The sequence below is a fragment of the Asticcacaulis sp. P2_C5 genome (assembly GCF_056404555.1).
Map to the genome: position 1 here is coordinate 104,556 of NZ_JBFUDU010000019.1, position 19,495 is coordinate 124,050.

The window sequence follows — 19,495 nt, forward strand, 5'->3', positions numbered from 1 at the left end:
TCATTCTTCTGGTATGTTGACGGTGACGGATAGCGCGCCGCTGTTCCTGGCAAAGCTTTCGTCGTTGAAGCCCAGGGCCAGGCCTGTGGCATTTTCCGGAATCGCCACACGGACGCCGTTGCCGATGACGAACGGCCGGCTGACCAATACGCCGGCAGTATCGACAAAGCCGCCGATCAAAGCGTGTGCCTGAGCAGGATAGAGGATTTTCGGTGTGTAGAAGCTGGGGTAAAACTTGCCGTGCCTGCCCTTCGTGTCATTGACCTCGGTGTCGGCAATGCCCAGAGCGTCGACGACCTTGCCGTCGACCATGGTCGTACCATCGACATAGACTTCGAGCTTGCTCAAGGTGACAGCCGGCAGTCCGGTGACGATGACCGGCGGCAGGGCGTCGCCGACGCCGTATTTCATCTTTTTGTTCGCAGCCATAGACCATGGCCCGCAACGTGCATCGACTGCAACCTTCACCTCACGCGCCTGCACGCTGCCGGCCAGCACGACAAAGGCGGCGCACACCGCACCCAATAGTCTGTTCATGGCTCTCTACCCCGGCACTTCCTGACCTTCGACGGTCGGTACCTTGAAATGAATTGTTACGTCCAGCGTTCCGCTATTGTCGGAATAGATATCGTCATTGATCCCCAGCGCCAGGGCCACAGCATCCGGCGGAACGTCGATAACGGCAGCTTCACCAACGGCGAAGGGCTGGCCGACAATCGCCCCGTCAGCATCTACAAAGGCACCGACCAACTGGTTCAGATGGACGACGCCGGCCTTTGGGTCGATATAGCGGCTTGGGAACCCGTTACCTGAATTGCCGGCGGTCGAGCCGGTGATATAGTCGATCTGGCCATTGGGCCCGAAGCTGGCGCCGCCTTGCGCCGTCGTGGTCGTGCCGGTCGCGGTCAGGCTCAGTTTCCGATTGAATTTCAGGTTGATACCGAACGCAATGGCTGCCGCTCGGCCATCATCGCGTCCGAAGGGAAATTTGCGATTGACGCCCGTGTCCCACGGCTGCGCCTTGGCCGACACCTTGACCAGCTTGTCCTCGGCCAGGGCCGGTGTAGCGACGATGCCGATCGCGACTGCCAGTGCCAACAGCCAGCGGCCGCAAAGGTCTCCGACGGCCATGATTCCACCTTTTACACACGGACTGCTCACCCGTCATGATCGCCACAGAATTTCACTCCAGTCAAATATTTTATACGATATACAAATAATAGGCCGCGACATTGATTCCGCCGGTGATTTTGCCTAGCCTAAGAGCATGAAAATCGAAATCCACGAAATCGGGCTGGAGGGGAACAAGGTCGTCATGATCGACGATGCCCTCCCCCGCCCTGAAGACGTGCGCGAGCTGGCCGCCGGACAGACGTTCGCGCCCGTCACGACCAGCAGCTACCCGGGCGTGCGCCGCGAACTCAGCTCCCGCGTCGAACGTGAGCGCGCCTATGTCGAGGCCTTGCGTGCTCTGGTGAAACCGGTCATGCAGGACGTCTTTGATATGGCGGATTTCCGGATCGCCACAGCCGACCTGTCGCTGATGACCCTGCCAGCTTTCCAGGCGCATCCGATGACGCGCATCCCGCATTATGACGAGATCCGCCACATCAAATACGCCCTGCTGCATTTTCTGGCGCCGGTGGCCCAGGGCGGAACCGCCTTTTATCGTCACAGAAGGACCGGTTTCGAGCGTATCTCGCCCGACCGCAAGGACGCATTTTTCGAAGGCTTGCGCGCCGACCTGCTGGCCTATGGCGAGCCGGCGCCCCGCTTTATGTCGGGCAGCGACAACAGCTTCGAACAGACGGCCTGTTTCGAAGGCCGCTGCAATCGCCTGCTCATCTATTCCGGCGCCCTACTGCACACGGCGCAGGTGCCGGCGGATTTCACCTACAGCGCCGACCCGGCCAAAGGACGCCTGACTGCCAATCTGTTTCTGGTGCCGGCCCCAACCAAAATTGTATAATTTATATTGCCAAACCCGCACGGCTGTGGTGCGCTATGCGGCATCAGGAGTATAAAGCGTTATGTCACAGGGCCTTATCCAGAAGATCGTTATTGTCGGTGGCGGCACCGCCGGCTGGATGGCCGCCGCGGCTTTGTCGAAAGCGCTCGGCACCCGGACCTATAGCGTGACCTTGGTCGAGTCCGAAGAGATCGGCACGGTCGGCGTCGGCGAAGCCACCGTGCCGTCAATCCAACTTTTCAATCAGAACCTGGGGATCGACGAAAACCAGTTCATGAAGGAAACGAACGCCACCTTCAAACTGGGCATCCGTTTCGTCAACTGGTCGTCACCGGGCAGCGATTACTTCCACCCATTCGGCGCCTACGGCATCGATATGAACGGTGTGAATTTTACCCACTACTGGCTGCGTTACGTGCAATCGGGCGGTTCGGCGGACTTCGGTCTGTTCAACCCCCAGACCCTGGCCGCCCGCCAGGGTCGCTTCGGCCGCACCCAGGAGATCAATCCCAAACTGCCGCCGGTCAATTACGCTTTCCATTTCGACGCGGCCCTCTATGCCCGCTTTCTACGCAAATTCAGCGAAGGCCAGGGCGTTGTCCGTCGCGAAGGCAGGATCGTCGGCGTCGCGCAACACCCCGATAGCGGCGATATCGCCTCCGTCACCCTGGCCGACGGAACGACCGTCGCGGGCGACCTGTTCATCGACTGCTCCGGCTTTCGCGGCCTGCTGATCGAAGAAACGCTGAAAAGCGGCTATACCGACTGGAGCCAGTGGCTGCCGTGCAATCGCGCCGCTGCCGTGCCGTGCGACAAGACCGAGGCGGTTCTGCCCTATACGCGCTCGACCGCCCAGGAAGCCGGCTGGCAGTGGCGCATTCCGCTGCAACACCGCACCGGCAATGGTTATGTGTTTTGTGATGCCTACCTGTCGGAGGATGAGGCCGCCCGACGGCTGCTTGAGCGCCTGGACGGCAAGGCTCAGACCGATCCGCGCATTATCCGCTTTACGACCGGTCACGGCAAACAGATGTGGAACCGCAATGTCGTGGCCCTGGGCCTGGCCAGCGGCTTCCTCGAACCCTTGGAATCGACGTCGATCCATCTGGTCCAGACCGGTATCTTCCGTCTTTTGAAATATTTCCCAAAAAACGGAATCGACAATGCGGTGCGCGAAGCCTTCAATCTCGAAATGCTGGGCGAATATGACAATGTCAAGGATTTCCTGATCGCCCATTACAAGGTGACGACGCGCGAGGACACGCCATTCTGGGCCTATGTCAAACATATGGCTATACCCGACAGTCTTATGCTGCGCATGGCGGTATTCGAAAGCCAGAATGCCTCCATGGTCCGCGCCGAAGAACTGTTCAAGGACGCCAGTTGGTTTGCCGTCTTGGCTGGTCAGGGGCTGATGCCGAAATCCTACAGCCCGCTTGCTGACCAGATGGCAGAGGACGAATTTCGCTGGCGCATGGAGCGCGTGCTGGAAGGCACGGCGGGCCGCATGAACGTCATGCCGCAGCACGAAGCCTATATTGCCGAGGTTTGCGCCTCCCCGTCCCTCGTGCGGGCCTGATTATCCTCGAGCGCTTTCCGCTCCGCCCAAACAAAACGGCCCGCTGCGAAAACAGCGGGCCGTTCCTTCTTGGGTTATCGCATCGATCAGTAGCGGAAACGCGCGCTGAGCTGGACAGTCCGGGCCTGGACCCGGATACCCATCGGCAACAGCTGCTGCTCGCCCCACCAGCGCTTGGTGTTGTTATGCAGAAGGTTCGTCGCTTCGAGACTGAGCGTCAGGTACTTGACCGGCGTATAGTTGAAGGCCGCATCGAGACGCGAGGTTGGTTCGACATATAGCGAATACTGGTTCAGCTCCTGATCCAAGCCATCGCGATAACGTTCGCGATAGTTATAGGCGATCCGGCCGCTGAACTTAGGCGTGTCGTAATAGAGGGCCAGGTTGTAGGTGATGCGCGAATTGCCGAGCGCGTTGAAGTCGCCGTCAGCCGTGCAGTCCGGATAGTCATAGCAGTACTTGATCTTGGCCACCTGGTTAAAGGTGATATTGGCGCTGGCGCCCAGGTTCTTCCATCGGCCGGGCAGGAAATCGAAGAAGCCCTGCGCGCTGGCTTCATAGCCTTGGAAGGTGCCGGGGCCGGCGTTGAGCGGGTGGTCGATGACGTACAGACCGTCATAGCCCGGGACCGGTACGCCGGAGTGGCCATCCGGACCCGTGTCATGGATCCAGGTGATGAAGCCGTCGGGCTGCTTCAAATAGGTGGCAAAAGACAGAACCCCGCCGCGGCCGAAATAATATTCCAGCGACGCATCGTAGCTGGTTTCATGATTCGGCTTCAGTTCGGGATTGCCACCCCAGCCGCAGTGACAGCCGGTCGGCGAGGTATCGAGCGAGGCCCAGGAGGTCGCATCGTTGAAGCCCGGGCGCTGTACGTTTTCGGTATAGGCCAGGCGCAGCTGCACCTTGGGCGTAAAGTGAATGATCGCGTTCACATTGGGCAGGGTGTCGGTATAGTCGACCGGTGCGATAACCGGATCGGCGCCGGGCCGGGCCTGCGTGGTGCTGGCGCCTTCGGTGTGGGTCGCGCGGACGCCGATAGTGCCGTCGACCGGGAACAGAAGATCGAAGCCGTAGGTGAACTGGCCGTAGATGGCCGAGGTCTTTTCGGTCGATTCGAACGAACCGAGCGAACGTTCCGTCGTCACGATCGGGTTGGCCCAGTCCGGCACGCCGTCGGAGCCGCCAGCATACGACCGCTTGGTCGTGTCATTGGCATAGGCGCGGATGTCGTCGAAATGCGCCAGCATATTGTCGAGGTTCATGCGGTGCCAGACAGGGGAATCAAAGCCCGGCACTTCGACCGAAACGGTGTCATATACATCGCCGCCCGGGAAGTTGGTCATCAGGACGGTCTTGGCGTCCCGGAAACCGGCATAACGATAGCCGTAGGCGCTGGCGACCTGGCGATCGCTGTGACGGACGCCGACCTGGAAGGTGCGGAAGAATTTGTCGTCGCTGAAGCGATAGGTCGCATCGGCCTGCCACACGGTTTCTTTGCTATTGCGGAAATCCTTGCCGTTTTCGATTTCGCGCATGGTGTATTGGGTAACATCGGCAAGATCGACGCCGTTCAGGATGACATAGGGCGCCCCCTGGATCGTCTGGTCCGAATTCATGTCGACGAAGAAGCTGGTCAGGGTGTTGAAACGCAGCGACTGGCGATACCATTGCGAGTTCTGACGGCTGTCTTCGCTGGAAATGCTGGCATTGATCGTCCAGCGCTCATCGTGCCAGTGACCTTCGAAATTGACGCGCTTGTTGTTCAGGGCTGATACCGTGTCGTTGCCCCACACACCGACCGGCAGGTCAGTGCCGGTAAAGGTGGCCGATTTCATCGTATTGCCATCGGGCATCATGACGACGTTGGACAGGACGGCATTGGAATCCTTCAGGCGCACATCGAGAACGTCCATCTGACGGTGTTCGTCGGCCTTGAAGCTGGAACCCTCCAGGACGAAATCCAGGTGCTCATTGACGCGCCACTGGAACGCTGCGTCCAGCGCCGGCCGCTCGACATAGCCGCGTTCGACGCCGTAACGCGTCCGGTAAACCGAAATCGGACCACGGCCGCCGTTCAGCGCCTTCAGTTCGGGCGACAGGCTGTTATATTGCGCATCCCAGAACGGACGTGGCGTCTCGCTCTCGACATATTGTTCGCCGTAATTGTTCTTTTGGTACGACGCGTTGAGCAGGAAGCCCATCTCGCCGTCCCCGGCCGCCCAGCGGTTCGCCACCAGCGCGCTGGCATAGGGGCTGTTGGTGTCACCGACGTCGCTCATGACGTTGCGCACGCTACCCGCAAAGGTCCAGCCCTTGGGCAGGTCGAGCGGCCGGCGCAACTCGACATTGACCGTGCCGGCAATACCGCCTTCGACCTGGTCAGCGGTGCGCGTCTTGTAGACCGTGACCGACTTCAGCAGGTCCGCCGGAATATCGTTCAGGCCCATCGCCCGGTTGGTGCCGGAATTCGACGTCTGGCCGTTGATCGTCGTCTGAATATCGGTCTGGCCGCGAATGGCGACGCTGCCGCCTTCGCCGCGTTCACGGGTGATCTGCACGCCGGTGACGCGTGACAGGGCTTCGGCAACATTGTTGTCGGGCAGCTTGCCGGCGTCTTCTGCGGTAATCGTATCCGAAATCTGCGCCGACCGGCGCTTCTTGTCCGCCGAGGACTGCAGGCTCTTGCGGATGCCCTTGACAATGACAATGGCTTCGACGTCATCGGCCGCCGCCGCGGCGGTATCGGTCTTGGGCGTTACCTCCTGCGCCACGGCGGGCGCACACATGACGGCCGCAATCAGGCCCCCGGTCGCAAATATCCAACGCTTCGTTCTCATGGCAGACACGATCCTTTATCCCCTGACAATTTGGTAGGCTTAGGTCTGCATAATTTTCGCGCAGCGTCAAAATATTTTATACGATATACGACAATTTCACGGCATTTTCATTAACAGGACAATTAAGTGTGGCGCCCATGTCACATTCTGTCCGGATGTCGGACATTGCCTGCGGATCTTCGCAATATCTCCGGAAATCCACTCTAAATAATTGATTTAAAATATATTTTTATAAACTCCGGCTTCACTTACAACTATAAAGACACGAGGCGAATTTGCGGCACGGCGGGCCGGTTTTCACGACAAAGACAATTCTCACATTTGGGACCTGCCCCGACGCGATCGTATAATCTCCGACAATAACTGCATCATTTGTAAGACAACATCTTGCATTATTTGTCGTATATAGTATACAAATTTGACCTGAATTGGAGCCTTCCGATGCCGACCACAAGCCGACGCCGTGACCTGCTGACGGGAATCGCCGCCCTCGGATGTGCGCCTTTCTTTGCGAGCAGCGTCCGGGCCCAGTCGGTCGCTCTCCCGGTCACACCCCTGCCCCTGTCGAGTGTACGTCTGCTGCCCTCGCCCTGGCTGACGGCAGTCACGGTCAACGAAGCCTATCTTCTGAGCCTTAGCCCCGATCGCCTGCTGCACAATTTCCGCGCCGGCGCCGGGTTGAAGCCCAGGGGCGAGGGTTATGGTGGCTGGGAAAACGACACCATCGCCGGCCACAGCCTGGGCCATTACCTGTCGGCCATATCGCTGATGCACGCCCAGACCGGCAATGCCGAACTTCGCCGCCGCGCCGCCTACATCATTGATGAACTGGCCCTGGTCCAGGGCATGCAGGGTGACGGCTATGTCGCCGGTTTCACCCGTCACCGCAAGGACGGCACGGTCGTCGACGGCAAGGAGATCTTTCCGGAGATCATGGCCGGCGATATCCGGTCGGCCGGCTTCGACCTTAACGGTTGCTGGGTCCCGCTCTATAACTGGCACAAGCTCTATACCGGCCTGTTCGACGCCCAGACTTTCTGCGGCCACGACAAGGCTGTGACGGTCGGCGTCGCCCTGGGCGGCTACATAGATCGTGTCTTCGCCGCATTGAACGATGAGCAGGTTCAGACCGTTCTCGACTGCGAACACGGCGGCCTCAACGACTCCTTCGCCGAGCTCTATGCCCGCACCGGTGATCCGCGCTGGCTTAAACTGGCGGAACGGCTCTATCACAAGCGTATCCTCGACCCGCTGACCCAGCGCCAAGATCAGCTGGCCAACCGCCATTCCAACACCAACATCCCGAAACTGCTGGGCCTTGCCCGACTATACGAGGTCAGCGGCAAGGCGGATTACCGCACGGCCGCCAGCTTCTTCTGGGAACGCGTCACCGGCCACCACAGCTTCGTCATCGGCGGCAATGGCGACCGCGAATATTTCTTCGAGCCCGACAGCATCGCTCAACACGTCACCGAGGCAACCTGCGAGCATTGCGCCACCTACAACATGCTGAAGCTGACGCGGCATATGTATCAGTGGACACCGGACGCCGGCTATTTCGACTATTACGAACGCGCGCACCTCAATCACGTCCTGGCGCAACAGAACCCGAAGACGGGCATGTTCACCTATATGACGCCGTTGTTCAGTGGCGCGGCACGTGAATTCGGCGACGCGGAAAACACCTTCACCTGCTGCCAGGGCACCGGCATGGAAAGCCACGCCAAGCACGGCGACAGCATCTGGTGGCAGGACGGCCGCGCCCTCTATGTCAATCTCTATATCCCGTCGACCGTCGCCTGGGCCGAGCAGGGTGCGAAACTGCGGCTCGATACCGGCTATCCGTTCGACGGTCATGCCCGGCTGAGCGTGACGAACCTGCGGCGGCCGGCGCGCTTCACCGTGGCGCTGCGCATCCCGGGCTGGGCGACATCGGCCCGGGTGACGGTCAACGGCAAGTCGGCCGACATCAGATCCGAACGCGGCTATGCCATGATAGACCGCGTCTGGCAGACCGGCGACGTGGTAGCGCTGGACCTACCGCTCGATATCCGTCTGGAGGCGGCCAGCGGCGCGCCCAATCTGGTCTCCGTCCTGCGCGGACCGATGGTCATGGCGGCAGATCTCGGCCCGTCGGACCAGCCCTATGCCGCCACAGATCCAGCCCTGGTCGGCGCCGACCTGCCCGCCGGGTTCAAGCCGGTGGCGATCGAAAAGGCCATCTATCGCACCGACAGCATCGGCCGGCCGGGCGTACTCGACATCGTGCCCTTCTTCAGCCAGTACGAACGGCGCAGCGCCATCTATTTCAAACGCTTCAGCGATGCCGAATGGGCGACCGAAGAAGCCGCCTTCACGGCCGAACAGGCGCGCCAGCGCGACCTGGCCGCGCGCTCGCTCGACGTCATGTATCTCGGCGAAATGCAGGCCGAACGCGACCATGACCTGCAATCGGACGTCTCATGGCCCGGCACCTATCGCGGCCGCAATGGGCGCGATGCCCGCGAAGGCGGCTTCATGTCCTTCAATATGAAGGTGGCGCGCGACGGCAAGCCGGCCGGGCCGTTGGTACTGCAGGCAAGCTATTGGGGTGACGACCGCTGCGGCTTCGACATCCTGATCGACGGCGAGAAGGTCGCCACGGTCGTTCACAACAAGCCCCATCCGGGAGCCTTCTTCGACGAAGACTATCCCGTCCCGCAAAACGCCACAGACGGCAAGACCAGCGTGGTTGTTCGCCTGCAGCCGCATGACGATCGCTCGACCGGCATGGTCTTCGGCGTACGTCTGTTCACCGCCAATGCGGCGACATCCGCCTAGGAGCACCTGTGCGTCATCTGTTGAAGACCTTCACCGCTTTCATAACCCTGCCTTTAATCGTCGGCCTCACAGCATGCGGCGGAGGTGGAGGTTCGGCCCAGGCCCAGACACCAGGCGTAACGCCGCCTGTGACTCCGGTGGCCGGCAAGTGCGCGGCCGGCGCCTGGAAGGTCGTTTCCGGTTTTCCGGAAGAACAGACCGTGCGCTATGAAACGGAACATTTCGCCTTTCGCTGGAAGGGCGACGACGTCAGGCTGGATGACGCCAAAGTCGCCGGCCAGGAGTTCGAGCTGATCTGGACGACCTTCATGGGCAAGGTCGCCTTCCCCGAGCCCTTCTGTGACACAGCCGACAAGCACAAGGCCAATATCAATATAGACCCGACATTCGGCTTGTCGGGCGGTCCGACCGGCGATCGCGACATGGGCATGTGGATCGGGCCGCTGGCGCTCAAGGACCACTGGGGCATGTCGCACGAATTCGCCCACGCCCTGCAGGGGTCGACGCGCGGCTTTCGTGACGGCAAATATGTCGGCTGGATCTGGGAAAGCCACGCCAACTGGATGGCGCACCAGATGGACGAGTATCACAGGACCGAGGTCCACTGTTCCGAGATGCTGGTCAACTACCCGCATCTCTATTACGGCTCGACGCGCGACCGCTACTGCAACTGGCAGTTCTTCGAATTCATCAAGGACAGGTTCGGCTACGCCGCCATCAACGACATCTGGTCCAATGCCCTGAAGCCGACACAGGCCGGCTATCTCGACGAAGACCCGCTCAGCGTCCTGGCGCGCAACCAGGCGTGGTCAGCCGACGAACTCAACGACGCCTTCGGCGAATGGGCCCTTTCCAATGTTAACTGGGACTATACCGACCCTGACGGCCATGACGAGGGCCTGCTCTACCTCACCAAATACGGCGCGATGGACCAGCGCGATGGCGACCGGGCGCTGCGCGTCACGCCGCTGGAGCCGATCGACCTGGCCCAGCGCCGGTTCACGGTGCCGCAGGACTGGGCGCCGCAGCGCTGGGGCTATAATATCGTGCAACTTGTCCCCGACGCGGGGGCGACGAAGATCGACGTCAAGTTCGAAGGCGTGGTGCAAACGGCGTCGGCGACAGCCACCCTGCCCGGCCTGGTCAATGACCCGGCTTCCGTGGGCACACCCGATTCAGACTGGCGCTGGGGCGTCGTGGCGATCGATGCCACCGGTCATTCGCGGACCAGCCCGCTGGTCGGCGGTCCGGACGGCGAGATGATCTTCCCGCTGAAGGCCGGCGACAAGGCGGTCTATATGGTCGTGGTCGGAACGCCGTCCAAACTGCAAAAGATCCAGTGGGACCAGGCCTACTATTCCATCTACCGCTATCCGTGGATGGTCCAGCTTACCGGCGCCCAACCCCAGGGCTTCGAGGTCGGCGCACCCGACCCGGTGGCCGGCGGCCACCGTCACAGCAATGGCGGCGGCTGGGTCGCGGCCGGGGCCCATGTCGACGCCACGGCCTGGGTCGGACCCTATGCCCGCGTGCTGGGCGGTAGTGTGAAAGGCCATGCCCGGATCGAGGACCACGCCATCGTTATCAAGGGTACAGTCCAGGACAATGCGGTCGTCGGCGCCATGTCGGTCATCGATGCCGGTGTCGTCGTCAGGGACAATGCCGTAGTCGCCACCATCTTCAAGGGGCCCGGCGCTTTCGAACCCGGCACGGTGATCGGGGGCGCGGCCCAGGTCCGCGGCGATGCCGAGGTGCGCGGCGGGCCGACCCTGACCAGGGGCGTCTATTACGGCTTCATCGATGCCGACTCGGCCAAGGACCCGAAACAGGGCGCAGACCTGACCGCGCCCGTACCCGAAGTCACGGCCAAGCCCGCCTATATCTGGCGGCCATAGAGGAACGACGCATGACGCTTCCTTTTCCCTTCAAGACGCCGACCGACAGCCCGGATTTCCATCTGGTGCACTCGACGGCGGCGCGCGACCTCGGCGTGGCCATCGTGTCCGGCCGTTACAAGCCTGGCGAACGCGTCCCGACCGAGATGGAAAACGCCGAGCACCTGCATATTTCGCGCTCGGCCTATCGCGAGGCGACACGCATGCTGATGGCCAAGGGGTTGTTGATCAGCCGCAAGCGTGCCGGCACCGTGGTCGCCCCGAAAAATCACTGGAACCTGCTCGACCCCGATATCCTGGCCTGGTTCTTTGAAGCCACGCCCAGCGAAGCCTTTATCAACGACCTGTTCGAACTGCGCATGGTCGTCGAACCGGCCGCCGCCGCCCTGGCCGCACGCCGGCGAACCGAAGCGCAACTGGACGGGATGGAAGAGGCCCTGGCCACCATGCGCACCGCGACCCTGGCGACCGAGGCCGGACGGATCGCCGACCGTCATTTCCACGATCTTATCCTTTCGGCAACCGGTAACGATGCCCTGATCTCGTTGTCGTCCGGCATCGGCGCCGCCATCCGCTGGACGACGGTGTTCAAGCAACGCGAGCGCGCCCTGCCCCGCGATCCCATCCCGGACCATTATCGCCTGTTCGAAGCGATCCGCCTGAAGGATCCGGAGGCCGCGCGCAGCGCCGCCTCTACCCTCCTTTTGCTGGCGCTGGAGGACACCCAGGTCTCCATGGCCGGTATTTGACGCCTTACCAGAACAGGACATTGCATGATCAACCTGCTGATCCTTGCCAGCGTCGTCATTACGGCGCTGTCGGCCATTCCAGTCGTCCTGCAACTGCGCACCCAGCCCAAGGGTCTGATTATCTGCTTCATGACGGAGATGTGGGAGCGCTTTTCCTATTACGGCATGCGCGCCTTGCTGATCTATTACCTGACCCAGCACTTCCTGTTCAGCGACGGGCGGGCGAATGATCAATATGCCAGCTACACCGCCCTGGTCTATCTGACGCCGCTGATCGGCGGTCTGGTCGCCGACCGCTGGCTGGGTACGCGCAAGGCCATTATCTTTGGCGCCATCCTGTTGTGCCTGGGTCATTTCGGCATGACCTTCGAAGGCCAGCCGGCCCAGCAGGTCCTGGACTACGGCGGCCATAGCTACAGCTTCGTCACCGAGGGCCGCCAGCAGGCGCGCACCGTACGCCTTGAGGTCGCCGGTCACACCTATGACTGGGCTGTCGGCCCGCAGGGCGAATTGACCATCAAGGATCTACCCCAAAACCTGACCAAGGCCGCCCCCCTGCCCGCCGTCCTGGCCAAGGGCACGTACAGCTTCAGCGTCGTGAAGCGGACGCCATGGGGGGAAAACGCCTATTACCTGGCAGTGTCATTGATCATCCTCGGTGTCGGCTTTATGAAGCCCAATATATCGACCATCGTCGGCCAGCTGTACGAACGGCACGATCCGCGCCGCGATTCCGGCTTCCAGCTCTATTATTACGGCATCAATCTCGGCTCCTTCTGGTCGGCCCTGCTGTGCGGCTATGTCGGCCAGACGGTGGGCTGGTGGGCCGGGTTCGGGCTGGCCGGTCTCGGCATGCTGGTTGGCCTCCTGGTTTTCGTCCTTGGAAAATCGTGGCTGATGGGCAACGGCGCCCCGCCAGAGTCCTCAAGACTGGCCGAACGTCCCGGCGGTTTCCTGACACGCGAAACCCTTATCTACCTCGCCTGCCTGGGCGGGCTGCCGATCGTTTATTATCTGATCCAGCGTCATACCATCGTCGGCCTGGCGGAACTCGGCTGCGTCATTCTTATCCTGGTCTACGTCGTCTTCCGCATGATAACGCGCTACAGCCGGGCGGAGAACTTCCGCCTCGGCCTGGCCATGATCCTGTCACTGTGCTCGGTCTTCTTCTGGACTCTCTTCGAACAGGCCGGATCGTCGCTGAACCTGTTTGCCGCCCGCAATGTCAATCTCGAATTCCTGTCGCAGGCCCGTGTCCTCGTGCTGGGCGGCCAGACCTTCGTCCTGGCCTCGGCCGCGCAACTGGCGGCCTTCGGCGGCTTGCCGGCCCACGCCGTCTGGATCGACATGGGCATCACGGCCGCCCAGACCCAGAGCTTCAACGCCGGCGGAATCCTGCTTCTATCGCCGTTCCTGGCGGCCCTGTTCGCTTTTCTCGGCAAGCGCAATCTCGATCCGCCGCCCCTGCGCAAGTTCGCCTTCGCCCTGGCCTGCGCCGGAGCGGGATTCCTGGTGCTGACGATTGCCTCGAGCGGCGCGGACGCCCTGTTCCGTGTACCGTGGTACTGCCTGCTCCTGACCTACCTGCTGCACAGCCTGGGCGAACTGACCCTGTCGCCGGTCGGCCTGTCGCAGCAGACGCGCCTGTCACCGGTAACCTTGGTCTCGACCATGATGGCCGTCTGGTTCCTCGGGACGTCGGGCGCCCAGTATCTTGCCGGCATGATCGCGCGCCTGGCGTCGACGGACACTGTCGCCGGACAGGTCCTCGATGCGCAGGCGTCGCTGACGACGTCTGTCGCCACCTTCACCGTCATCGGGTGGTGCGGACTTGGCCTCAGCGCCGCCGTGCTGGGCCTGTCCTTCTTGATCAGCCATTGGGGTGACGGCGATCCCCGGCCTGCCAGGTCCCAACCTACCAGGTAATGTGGCTCAGGAAGGCCGGATTGGTCGCCGTCGTGTTGAGCACGGTTATGATATTGCCGCCGCCCAGGTCGATGACCGCATTGGCCCCGTTCTGGGAAATGACCACGCCGCCACCACCCACCACGCCGTTGGTATAGGCGTGGATATTGATCGTGTCGCCGGCGCCGCCGTTGAAGTCGTTGATCGTATCGGCGGCGCTGTTCAGGCCGAACAGGAAGACATCGGCCTGGCTGCCACCGATCAGGACATCATTGCCGCCGCCGCCATTCAATATGTCGACGCCGGCTCCGCCATTGAGCAGGTTGTTGCCGCCATTGCCGCGCAGCAGATTGGCCAGGCTGTTGCCGGATGCATCGGTGTTGCCGGCCCCGGTCAGGACGATGTTTTCGATATATTGCCCGCCGGTAGCGAAGCTGACCGAGCTGTAGACCCAGTCCGCACCGCCGCCGTTCCCTTCGGTAACCGTGTCGCCGGCATTGTCGACATAGTAGGTGTCGTCGCCCAGACCGCCCGCCAGGGTGTCTGCCCCTATGCCGCCATCGATGACGTTTTTCCCGCCATTACCGACAAGGGTGTTGCCAATGGCATTGCCGGTCGCATTGATATCGGCCGTCCCCGTCAGGATCAGCTGTTCGACATAGGCAGCGCCCAGGGCGAAGCTGACCGAACTGCTGATCACATCGTTGCCGCCACCACTGGCTTCGCTGACCGTATCGCCGATATTGTCGACATAGAAGGTGTCGTTGCCCAGACCACCCGCCAGGGTGTCGGCCCCGCCGCCGCCATTGATGACATTGTCGCCGGCATTGCCGTTGATCGCGTTGGCGATGGCGTTGCCGACGGCATTGATATTGGCATTGCCGGTCAGGTTGAACACCTCGATATAGGCCCCGCCCAGACCGAAGGTGACCGAGCTGTAGACCGTGTCGGTGCCGCCGCCATTAAGTTCGGAGATCGTGTCGCCGGCATTGTCGACATAGAAGGTGTCGTTACCCAGACCGCCGGTCATCGCGTCCGTGCCTCCGCCGCCGTCGATCCGGTCGTTACCGTCGCCGCCGTTCAGCTTGTTATTGCCGCCATTGCCGGTCAGGACATTGTTCGCGGCATTGCCCGTGCCATTGACATTGCCGGCACCCGTAAGGGTGAGATTTTCGAGCGTGGCGCCCAGCACATAGGTAAAGCCGGCATTGACCGTGTCCGTCCCTTCGCTTGCGGCCTCGACGATCACATCGCCCGCATTGTCCAGGACGTAGCTGTCGTTGCCGGTGCTGCCGGTCAGGGTATCGGCGCCACCGCCACCGTCCAGCAGGTTGTTGCCGGTATTGCCGGTGATGATGTTGGCCAGGGCGTTGCCCGTGCCGTTGAGATTGTTGCCGCCGGTCAGGTTGAGGTTTTCGAGATATTGCCCGCCAAAGGCAAAGCTGACTGAGGCATTGACCGTATCCGTACCCTGGCCGTTCAACTCCTGGACCGTATCACCGCCATTGTCGACGACGAAGATATCATTGCCGGCCCCGCCGATCAGGGTGTCGGCACCTCCGCCGCCATTGATCAGGTTGTTGCCGGCATTGCCCTTGATGATATTGTTGAGACCATTGCCGGACCCATTGAGATTGGCTGTACCGTTGAGTGTCAGGTTGTCGATATATTGCGCACCCATGGCGAAGCTGACCGTCGTATAGACGAGGTCGGTTCCGCCACCGCTGGCTTCGGTAACCGTGTCGCCGGCATTGTCGACGTAGTAGGTGTCGTTGCCGAAACCGCCCGACATGGCGTCGATACCGCTGCCGCCATTGAGCAGGTTGTTGCCGTCATTGCCGATCAGGATGTTGTTGCCGGTATTGCCCGTGCCGATACTGTCGGCGCTGCCCACCAGGGTCAGGTTTTCCAGATTGGCGCTCAGGGTAAAGTTGACGAAAGAACGAACCGTGTCGGTGCCCGATCCCGACTCTTCATTGACCAGGTCGCTCGTGCTATCGACGACATAGGTGTCGTTACCCAGGCCGCCGTTCAGCGTATCGTTATCGCCGCCGCCATCGAGCCAGTTGCCACCGCTCGTGCCGATGACCAGTTCTGCCCCGCCGCCGCCGATATAGTTCTCGAAGTTCGTCATGGTGAAGGACGAACTGGCGTCGGAATAGGTGCCGAAATGCAGGTTGGCTGTCGCCGGAAGGCTGGCGACCCAGCTCAAATCCAATGTATCGGTGCCGTCGCCGCCATCGATCACACTGAGATACTGGAACATGCCGCCGATCGTGTCGTCGCCCAGGCCGCCGCTCAGCGTCTTGACGCCGCCGGCGCTGCTGTAAATCCAGTCATTGCCGTCGCCACCGTCCAGGGTGTCATCCCCCAGGCCGCCGTCGATCTCATCGTTGCCGCCGGCGCCATAAACGACATCATTGCCATCACCCACCTTTATGACATTGCTGGCAGCCGAACCCGTGATGGTATCGTTGCCGTTGCCCGTGACGACGTTTTCGAAATGGAGATAAGACTCGCCCCCGTAATTTGTCGCGCCGGTTTTCAGGTTCAGGTTCTGGTTGCCGGAAAATTCGCTGAAATCGATCGTATCGTTACCGTCACCGCCGTCATCAGTATTGATGCCGTAACCATCAAAGACATAGTCGTTACCCGCGCCAGCATACACCGTATCATCGCCGTAAAGGGCATGAATGGTATCATTGCCAGAGCCGGTGATGATGACATTGCTGCCGCCCGTGCCCGTCACGTCGTTGGACCCGTTGCCCAGGGTGACGTTTTCAAAATTGCTGAAGGTCTCGCCAAAGCCTGTGGCGGCCGTCGTCAGGTTGACGACATAGCCGCCGTTCCACAGGGTAGTATTTAGCGTGTCCGTGCCGTCACCAGCGTCGATCGTCTCTGTCCCGCCGGTCGTGATCCCGGCCCAGATTGTGTCGTTACCCAACCCGCCGGTATAGGTCCCCTGCCCGGATGAGATGATCAGGTCGTTACCCGCTTCACCGTTGACCGTGTCCGTGCCGTTGGAATTGACGCCGGCATCGATAGTGTCATTACCGTCGCCGCCGGAAACCGAGTCATCGCCTGCGCCCGTCACGATATAGTTGTCGCTAGTCGTCCCAGTGACCGTGTCAGCGCCGACGCCGGTCGTGACATTTTCGAACCTTGTGAACGATTCGCCGCTGTAATTGGTCGCGCCGGTGATCAGGTTAATGTCGTAACCCGGCGACCATGAGGTGGTGTCGAGCGTATCGTTGCCATAGGCGCCGCCGTCCAGCTCCTCCGCCGATCCGGCACCGGCATAGATGTAGTCGTCGCCCTCCTCACCAAAGTAGCGTCCCCAGCCAGAGGAATAGAGGGTGTCGTTGCCACCGCCGCCATAGCCCGAGTCATTGCCGCCGGCGCGAAGATCGATGACGTTATTGCCAACATTGCCAAAGATCATGTTGCTGAGGCTATTGCCGGTGCCGTCGATATTACCCGATCCATCCAGGATCAGGTCCTCGACATTGTCGCCCAGGATATAGCTGATGGTGCTGATGACCATGTCGGTGCCGCCGCCCGGCGCCTCCGACACGACGTCGCCCGGCACGTGATAGGTATCGTCGCCGCTACTGCTGTTAATGCCCGCAGTCAGGCTTTCATTGGAAACGGAAGGGTTGATAGTCGACGACAGGTTGACGTCATCAAAAGCGAGACCGGAACGCATGCGCATGGGAGTACCTCGTGGCAAACAAAAGGAAATTGGTTGTTGAACTCAACTCAACGCTACTGCGCCCCGGTCTACTCAAGCCTCAAACTCTGTACCGCCGTGCGTCCTTGCCTAAAAATATTGCGAGAAAAAAAGGCGCCGTCGTCCTTAAGATAACGGCGCCTCATATTGATGAATGTCCTTACCAGGTGATATGGCTGAGGAAGTTGGGATCGCTGGCTGTGGTGTTGAGCACCGTGATGGTGTTGCCACCACCCAGATCGATAATCGCGCTGGTGCCAGACTGGAAGATCACGACCCCGCCACCATTCACCACACCATGGGTGTAGTCGTTGACATTGATAAGGTCGTTCTGGACTGACTTGAAGTCGTTAATGACGTCCAGACCGCTGCCAACAGTGAAGACAAAGTTGTCAGCGCCCGAACCGCCGATAAAGGTGTCGTTGCCCGCTCCACCGTTCAGGATATCCGCGCCGTTGCCGCCATTCAGGATATTGGCGCCGCTGTTGCCGGTAATCGTATTGGCGATGTTGTTGCCCGTGCCGTTGATATTGCCGACACCCGTCAGGTTGAAGATCTCGATATAGGCCGAAGACCCTAAGGTGTAGGTGACCGAGGCATTGACGGTATCGGCCAGGCCGCCCGTGCTGACATCGACGGTGACATCGCCGGCATCGTCGACCACGAAGGTGTCATTGCCAAGCCCGCCAACCATGGTATCGGCGCCAGCCGCGCCATCGAGGACATTGTTGCCCGCGTTGCCATTGATGGTATTGACCAGGGCGTTGCCCCGGCCATTGATATCGGCGACACCGGTCAGGGTCAGGGTCTCGATATCGGCCGCAGTGGCAAGGGTGTAGGAAACCGAAGCCTGTACCGTATCGGTGCCTTCACCGCTCAGTTCGACAACGCTGTCCGTCGCGCTGTCCACGACATAGGTGTCGTTACCGATGCCGCCGGTCATTGTATCGTTGCCCAGGCTACCGTCCAGCCAGTCGTTGCCGTCCAGCCCCAGCAGCTTGTTAGCGCCGGTATTGCCCGTCAGCCTGTTGTCGAGCACATTGCCGGTGCCGATGGTGTTGGCGGCCCCCTGCAGGATCAGGTTCTCGACATTGGCGGTCAGGGTATAGGTCACCGTAGAATAGACCAGRTCCGTACCTTCACCGACATTTTCCGTCACCAGATCGGTCGTCCGCTCGACATAGTAGGTGTCGTTGCCMAGACCGCCGGCCATGGTGTCGGAACCACCACGCCCATCGAGGATGTTGTTGCCGGTATTGCCGTTCAACGTYTCGGCCCGGCCGGTCGTTCCGCCATAGGCATTGACGTGCAGGCCCGATATCAGGTTGACGACTTCGATCAGGTTGGCGCCGATATCGAAGCTGACCTTCGAATTGACCACGTCAATGCCGGTTGAGGTTTCGATGACGACATCGCCGACATTGTCGACCGCGTAGGTATCGTTGCCCGCACCGCCGTTCATGGTGTCGGCGCCCAGACTGCCATTCAGGTCGTTGTTGCCGTTATTGCCGATGACGATGTTATTGAGCGCGTTGCCCAGGGCATTGATATCGGCCGAACCCGTCAGGGTGATGTTTTCGACAGCCTGRGTGGCGCCCGAGTAGGTCACGGTGCTGTAGACCAGGTCGGTACCCTCGCCATCATTCTCATATACCCGGTCGCCGATATTATCGACGTAGTAGGTATCGTCACCGAGCCCGCCGGTCATGCTGTCATTGCCGACCTTGCCGTCGATCGAGTTGTTGCCGTCATTGCCGGTGATGTTGTTATTGCTGGTGTTGCCGGTGGCATTGATATTGTCGATACCTGTCATGATCAGGTTCTCGACACTGGCTGCCATGACAAATGAAACCGAGGTGTAAACCAGGTCGGTGCCCTGGTTCCCAGCTTCTGTCGCCGTATCGCCGGCATCGTCTACGATAAAGGTATCGTTGCCCGCACCGCCCGTCATGCTATCGGCGCCGGCGCCACCGTCGATCCAGTTGGCCGACGCCGAACCGGTAATGGT

11 protein-coding genes are annotated in these 19,495 nt (G+C 60.8%); 6 read left to right on the forward strand and 5 right to left on the reverse strand.

Annotated elements, in window-relative coordinates; genetic code table 11:
- Together AC1DXO_RS24550 and AC1DXO_RS24555 are read right to left on the reverse strand one after the other, a co-directional pair.
- Entirely contained in the window at positions 1 to 537 is a 537-nt protein-coding gene (locus AC1DXO_RS24550; RefSeq protein ID WP_476980846.1) for a hypothetical protein, read from the reverse strand.
- 6 nt (positions 538 to 543) lie between these two features.
- Positions 544 to 1,131 (reverse strand): hypothetical protein, encoded by a 588-nt coding sequence (locus AC1DXO_RS24555; protein WP_476980847.1) that lies wholly within the window; start codon positions 1,129 to 1,131, stop codon positions 544 to 546.
- Between the two features lie 136 nt (positions 1,132 to 1,267).
- Between AC1DXO_RS24555 and AC1DXO_RS24560 the strand changes: the two genes are divergently transcribed.
- Together AC1DXO_RS24560 and AC1DXO_RS24565 are read left to right on the forward strand one after the other, a co-directional pair.
- Positions 1,268 to 1,969: a DUF6445 family protein gene (locus AC1DXO_RS24560; protein WP_476980848.1), complete on the forward strand. Its 702-nt coding sequence runs from the start codon at positions 1,268 to 1,270 to the stop codon at positions 1,967 to 1,969.
- A gap of 61 nt (positions 1,970 to 2,030) precedes the next feature.
- On the forward strand, positions 2,031 to 3,548 hold the full coding sequence (locus tag AC1DXO_RS24565; protein ID WP_476980849.1) for a tryptophan halogenase family protein: 1,518 nt from the start codon (positions 2,031 to 2,033) through the stop codon (positions 3,546 to 3,548).
- 86 nt (positions 3,549 to 3,634) lie between these two features.
- Here the strand turns inward: AC1DXO_RS24565 and AC1DXO_RS24570 are convergent, their stop codons facing one another.
- The gene (locus tag AC1DXO_RS24570) at positions 3,635 to 6,388 is read right to left on the reverse strand and encodes a TonB-dependent receptor (RefSeq protein ID WP_476980850.1); all 2,754 of its coding nucleotides are present in this window, start codon (positions 6,386 to 6,388) and stop codon (positions 3,635 to 3,637) included.
- A gap of 441 nt (positions 6,389 to 6,829) precedes the next feature.
- On the opposite strand from AC1DXO_RS24570, the gene AC1DXO_RS24575 reads away from it, so the two are divergent.
- The 4 genes from AC1DXO_RS24575 to AC1DXO_RS24590 are packed head-to-tail and all read left to right on the forward strand — an operon-like array spanning position 6,830 to position 13,778.
- Positions 6,830 to 9,208 carry a beta-L-arabinofuranosidase domain-containing protein gene (locus AC1DXO_RS24575; protein WP_476980851.1) on the forward strand — a complete coding sequence of 793 codons (2,379 nt, stop codon included), beginning with the start codon at positions 6,830 to 6,832 and terminating at the stop codon, positions 9,206 to 9,208.
- A gap of 8 nt (positions 9,209 to 9,216) precedes the next feature.
- Positions 9,217 to 11,103, forward strand: a complete 1,887-nt coding sequence (locus tag AC1DXO_RS24580) for an Svx/AvrXca family virulence/avirulence protein (protein WP_476980852.1) — start codon at positions 9,217 to 9,219, stop codon at positions 11,101 to 11,103.
- Between the two features lie 11 nt (positions 11,104 to 11,114).
- Entirely contained in the window at positions 11,115 to 11,852 is a 738-nt protein-coding gene (locus AC1DXO_RS24585) for a FadR/GntR family transcriptional regulator (RefSeq protein WP_476980853.1), read from the forward strand.
- 24 nt (positions 11,853 to 11,876) lie between these two features.
- Entirely contained in the window at positions 11,877 to 13,778 is a 1,902-nt protein-coding gene (locus AC1DXO_RS24590; RefSeq protein WP_476980854.1) for a peptide MFS transporter, read from the forward strand.
- Here the strand turns inward: AC1DXO_RS24590 and AC1DXO_RS24595 are convergent.
- Positions 13,768 to 17,469, reverse strand: a complete 3,702-nt coding sequence (locus tag AC1DXO_RS24595) for a beta strand repeat-containing protein (RefSeq protein ID WP_476980855.1) — start codon at positions 17,467 to 17,469, stop codon at positions 13,768 to 13,770. The genes AC1DXO_RS24590 and AC1DXO_RS24595 overlap by 11 nt on opposite strands.
- Positions 17,470 to 17,647: 178 nt before the next feature.
- On the reverse strand, positions 17,648 to 19,495 hold a 1,848-nt coding region (locus AC1DXO_RS24600; protein ID WP_476980856.1), incomplete at its 5' end, for a beta strand repeat-containing protein.

Bases quoted from the DNA above. Each gene is read 5' to 3' on its own strand.
- AC1DXO_RS24550 (WP_476980846.1), bottom strand. From the start codon at position 537: ATGAACAGACTATTGGGTGCGGTGTGCGCCGCCTTTGTCGTGCTGGCC.
- AC1DXO_RS24555 (WP_476980847.1), bottom strand. From the start codon at position 1,131: ATGGCCGTCGGAGACCTTTGCGGCCGCTGGCTGTTGGCACTGGCAGTC.
- AC1DXO_RS24560 (WP_476980848.1), top strand. From the start codon at position 1,268: ATGAAAATCGAAATCCACGAAATCGGGCTGGAGGGGAACAAGGTCGTC.
- AC1DXO_RS24565 (WP_476980849.1), top strand. From the start codon at position 2,031: ATGTCACAGGGCCTTATCCAGAAGATCGTTATTGTCGGTGGCGGCACC.
- AC1DXO_RS24570 (WP_476980850.1), bottom strand. From the start codon at position 6,388: ATGAGAACGAAGCGTTGGATATTTGCGACCGGGGGCCTGATTGCGGCC.
- AC1DXO_RS24575 (WP_476980851.1), top strand. From the start codon at position 6,830: ATGCCGACCACAAGCCGACGCCGTGACCTGCTGACGGGAATCGCCGCC.
- AC1DXO_RS24585 (WP_476980853.1), top strand. From the start codon at position 11,115: ATGACGCTTCCTTTTCCCTTCAAGACGCCGACCGACAGCCCGGATTTC.
- AC1DXO_RS24590 (WP_476980854.1), top strand. From the start codon at position 11,877: ATGATCAACCTGCTGATCCTTGCCAGCGTCGTCATTACGGCGCTGTCG.
- AC1DXO_RS24595 (WP_476980855.1), bottom strand. From the start codon at position 17,469: ATGCGCATGCGTTCCGGTCTCGCTTTTGATGACGTCAACCTGTCGTCG.